Annotated in this window: 2 protein-coding genes; both read right to left on the minus strand. The window is 64.6% G+C overall.

The features are described 5' to 3' along the window. Nucleotides 1-109 precede the first annotated feature (109 nt). Nucleotides 110-1,267 carry an ROK family transcriptional regulator gene (locus FCU40_RS22605; protein ID WP_168078044.1) on the minus strand — a complete coding sequence of 386 codons (1,158 nt, stop codon included), beginning with the start codon at nucleotides 1,265-1,267 and terminating at the stop codon, nucleotides 110-112. A gap of 199 nt (nucleotides 1,268-1,466) precedes the next feature. Further along, nucleotides 1,467-4,100, minus strand: coding sequence for a TonB-dependent receptor (locus FCU40_RS22610; protein WP_241693692.1), 2,634 nt, complete (start codon nucleotides 4,098-4,100; stop codon nucleotides 1,467-1,469). Between the last annotated feature and the right edge of the window lie 280 nt (nucleotides 4,101-4,380).

Raw genomic sequence — 4,380 nt, forward strand, 5'->3', positions numbered from 1 at the left:
TCGCCATCCCCAGCGCCTTCGACTTCGCCAAGGAGGGCGCCGGTGGCGGCCGCCAGGAGATTTCGCCGCGTTTGCATGGGTTCACTCCGTTTCCGAGACCGCGTGGGGCTCATCCGAAGACATGTTCCTTGAGAGGAATGGAGGCCGCGCCGAGGGCGGCGGCGTCGCCCTTGGCCCGCGCGCATAGCAGGCGCGGGAAGGGGCGTTCGAAATCGCGAAGAGTCGCGGCGTAGTATGCGGTGTTCTCGACGAGACGCGCGGCCAGGGCGCTGGGGATCCGGCCGCCGATGACGATCGCCTCGGGATCGACGACCGCGCCAATCGCCGAAACGATGGCGTTCATCGCCGGGACGCTCCTTTCCAGCCAGGTCTCCACGGCGGGCCAATTCGGGTCGAACTGGGCGACCATCTCGCTGATGCCCGCAAACTCCATACCGTCCAGGCGCAGCAGGTCGAGCAGAAGGGTCAGGGTCGGGCGGGTCGGGCGCACGTCGATGGGCAGCAGGCCCGTAAACTCGCCGGCGTTGCCCAGAAACCCGCGCAGCGGCGCGCCATCGACGATCAGGCCGCCGCCCAGTCCGCCGGCGATGTAGACATAGGCGAAGCTGCGGTGATCGCGGCCGACGCCGAACAGGCTTTCGCCCACGGCGGCGGCGTTGCCGTCGTTCTCTAGCCACACGGGCAGGTTCAGGGCGTTCGCCAGATCGACCTCGAGGTCGCGAAGCGCCCAATCGTCCATGGTGGCCGGCGTGTTGATGCGCTTGGCGTCGATAAAATAGCCCGTGGTCGCAACCCCCACGCCAAAGATGCGTCGAGGATCGATATCGGCTTCTGAAGTCAGTCTACGGATCGTCTTGCTGAGGTGCGCGACGGCGGCGCCGCGATCGGAGATGTCCAGGATCTCGTTCGCCGACGCGACCGACGCGCCGGAAAGGTCCATCAGCACCACGCTCATCGCGTCCGTCATGATCGACACCCCGACCGTGAAGGCGGCGTCCTTGACCAGCACGATCGACAGGCTGGGCTGGCCGCGCCCGCTGATGACCTTGCCATCGCCGCGTAGGAAGCCGCGCTCCATCAGGCCTTCGACCAGGCGCACGACCGACTGCATCGCCAGGCCCGTTCGCCGGGCGAGCTCGGCGCGCGAGATCGGGCCCTCATGGCGCACGAGATTGAGCAGTCTGCGCTCATTCTGGTTGAACGGTTGCGGCTTGCGGCTCGGGAGGAAGGCGCTGCTGATACGCTCATCCATGGCGGCGTCGGACATCGGCGGAACTCATTAGGACCAGGGCGTTTCCGAAAAAGCGGAGGCCGGTGCGTCGTCGGAAAGACGCGCTCGCGAGGGGCGGGAGCGGCTTCCGATCCAGGAATGGAAGATGCTCTCTAGCTCGACAAGCCGCGTCGGACCAACGTCATTGGCGTGGGTGTCGAAAGGATCGATACCCGCGCCAATGGCCGCGGCGCGCCTAAAAGCGGGCCGCGACGCCCACCATGATGGCGGTCGGGATTTTCATCCGGGCCACCGGAATTTCTCGATCAAGACCGATATTCGTATCTGTCCCCTTGCCGGTCAGGTTCGTGGCGTCGAGGCGCACGGTCCAGGTCGAGTTCAGATTGTAGGACGCCGAGGCGTCGATGATGTCCGCGGGCCGGGTCCACCGGATGCGGTAGAAGTTGGCGGCGCTGGACGTGCCGCTGCCGACCTGCCGCTCCTCAATGAAGGATCCGGTGTGGTTCCACGCCACGCGCGCGTGCAGACGCTTGGCCTCGTAGAACAGCGCCAGGTTGGTCGTGACCTTCGCCTGATTGGGCAGGGAGTCGAGCGTGCGGCGCGTCCCGTCGGTCAGCCGGAGCGGGAAGTCCGCCCTGTCGAGAATGCCGTTGGCGTTGACGCCCAGGTTGGCGAGCGGACCCGGCAGGAAGGTGAAGTACTTGATGAAGTTGAATTCCACGCCCTTCACGGTGGTGTTGTCCGGCGAATTGACCGGCGACGTCACGGTGCCCGGCGCCATCACGCCGCCGCCGATGTCCACGCTGGCGCTCTGCCCCAGCAAATAGATCTCGTTCTTGATCGTCTTATAGAAGGCGCCGACCGTGAAGACCCCTTGGTTCCTGTCGAAGTACCACTCGTAGACGAGGTCAAAATTGTCGGACTCACGCGGCTTGAGTTGCGGATTGCCGGTTGTGAGCGTCGGGTTGGCGGTGTTGGTGGTGTTTAAGGCGCCGCCCAGCATGGCCATGTCGGTATATTTGGGGCGGCCGATCGTGCGGCTATAGGCGGCGCGAAGGCGGATGGTGTCGGTCAGGCTGTAATTCGCCATCACCGACGGTAGCCAGTGACCATAGGTCGAGCTGGCCGAGGCCGGAACGTAGTTGGTGACGTTCGCCGTCCCCACCCGGGTTGTTTCCGATCGATAGCCGTCGGTCTCGAAGTCTGTGTGCTCGTAGCGGAGGCCGCCCACGACGTTCCAACGGTCCGCCCGCCAGGCCAGGGTGGTGTAGGCGGCGGCGATGTCCTCGCGGATGGCGAACTTCCGCCCATAGAACGAGGCGGTGTTGAACACTGCCGGCGCGGTCGGGAGATATCGATCCAACTGCGCCTGGAGCTTGCCGTCATCGATGACGAAGATGCCTCGATCGGTGCAGCGCAGGGCGCAGAGGCTGTCCGACGACAGAACGTCGGCCAGCGTGTAGGGCATCCCGAGCTGATAGACCTGGGTATAGCTTTCGTTGTGGTCGGTGCGGATGAAATTGACGCCGGCGGCGACGCCCAGGCCTAGGTCGCGCGCATCCATGTTGTAGGCCGCGCGCAGCTTGCCTTCGAAGTGATTGCCCTCGGTCTTGTAGCGTTCCAGGAAGTGCTGCGGATTGCTGGCGGTCGAGCCGCCCAGGTAGAGCGCGGCGTTGTTGTAGTTTGTCGGATTGGTCGGCGTGAGGAACACGCCATTGCCATCCTGGGCATAGTTGAACGACAGCCCGTTCTGAACAAAGTAGTCGCTGATCTGCGGGTTGTTGAAGTTCGAGTGCGAATAGGCGCCGCCGCCGCTGAACTTCAGACTCTCGGAGGCCTTGTAGGTGAACGCGCTCTGGATCCCGTAAATGGTGCGGTCGAAGTAGAGCTTGTAGAGTCGGACGTTCTGCGAAATGTCGCCGGCGTTCGCCGCGCCCGGGCGGGGCGAGATCGTGCCCGAATTGGCAGTTTGATTGCTGACGATCGCATTCGCGCCGATGCTGGCGATGGTGTCGTTCCGTAGCGCCGTCTCGTGCTGGCCGAACCAGAAGCTGGTCAGCGTGGCGGTGAGCCTGTCGTTGGGCCGCCAGTCCAGCTTGCCCAGCAGCGACTTGCGCTGGCGGGTGTCGTCGTAGTCCATCCAGCGGCGTTCGTTGCCGAGCGGACCCATGCCGACATAGGGCTGGCCGCTGTTCACCCCGGACGGCTGATACCAGAACGCAGAGCCGCCCTGTTCGGCCTGGGGGATCCACATGGCGCGGCGCCAGATCGAGCCGCTCAAGGTGATCCCAAATTGCTTGTCGGCGCCGAAGCGGCGAGTGAACAGGCCCTCGGCCTCGCCGGTCGGGCGATTGCCTCCGTACTTGCTGTCTTGCAGCAACACCCCAGCCCGGCCGGAGATGTTCAACTGGTCCTTGGCGAAGTCGAAGGCGCTGGGGATGGCGAAGTTGATCGCGCCGCCGATGGAGTGTCCGTCCATGTCGGGCGTGCTGGTCTTATAGACCTCGATGCGTGACGCGATGTTGGAGGGCAGGGATTCGAGATAGAATTGCCGTCCGCCGCCATTGGTCTGGTTCTGGTTGTCCGGCGAGGCGATCTGGAAGCCGTCAAGCGTGGTGGTGATGTAGTGGGCGTTGAACCCGCGAATGCTCGCGAAGCGCGGCTCGCCCTGATAGGTGTACACGCTGACCCCGGCGATGCGCTTGAGCGCGTCGCCCACGCTGAAGTCCGCGATCTGGCCGATATCGTCGGCGGAGACAGCGTCGACGACCTGCACGGCGTCTCGCTTGGTTTGGATCGCGTTCCTGTCGGCCGCCCGCTGGCCCGTGACGACGATCTGGTCGACCGTGCTTTCTTGGGCGCGCGCCATCGTCGCGGAGCCGGCGAGAAGGGCGACCGCCGACACCATTGAAACCCCTAGCCCCGTGCTCTTCATCCTCGTGATCCTCACCCCGTAGCCCAGCCGGCCACGGTCGAGCTATTTAATAACACACTGTGAAGTTTTTATTGGGCTGAGCGATTAGGCGTCGCAGATCTTCCCCTGGCGCCTGGACACCGGTGTCAGGTTCCCTAGAACTGTCGATCGACAAGATCCCGGGGAGGACGCCATGCTCAACCGCCGCCAGGCTCTGGGGGGCGCCGTCGGCGCG

Origin of the sequence: Caulobacter sp. SSI4214, assembly GCF_012184455.1 — a bacterium.
GTDB classification, from domain to species: domain Bacteria; phylum Pseudomonadota; class Alphaproteobacteria; order Caulobacterales; family Caulobacteraceae; genus Caulobacter; species Caulobacter vibrioides_E.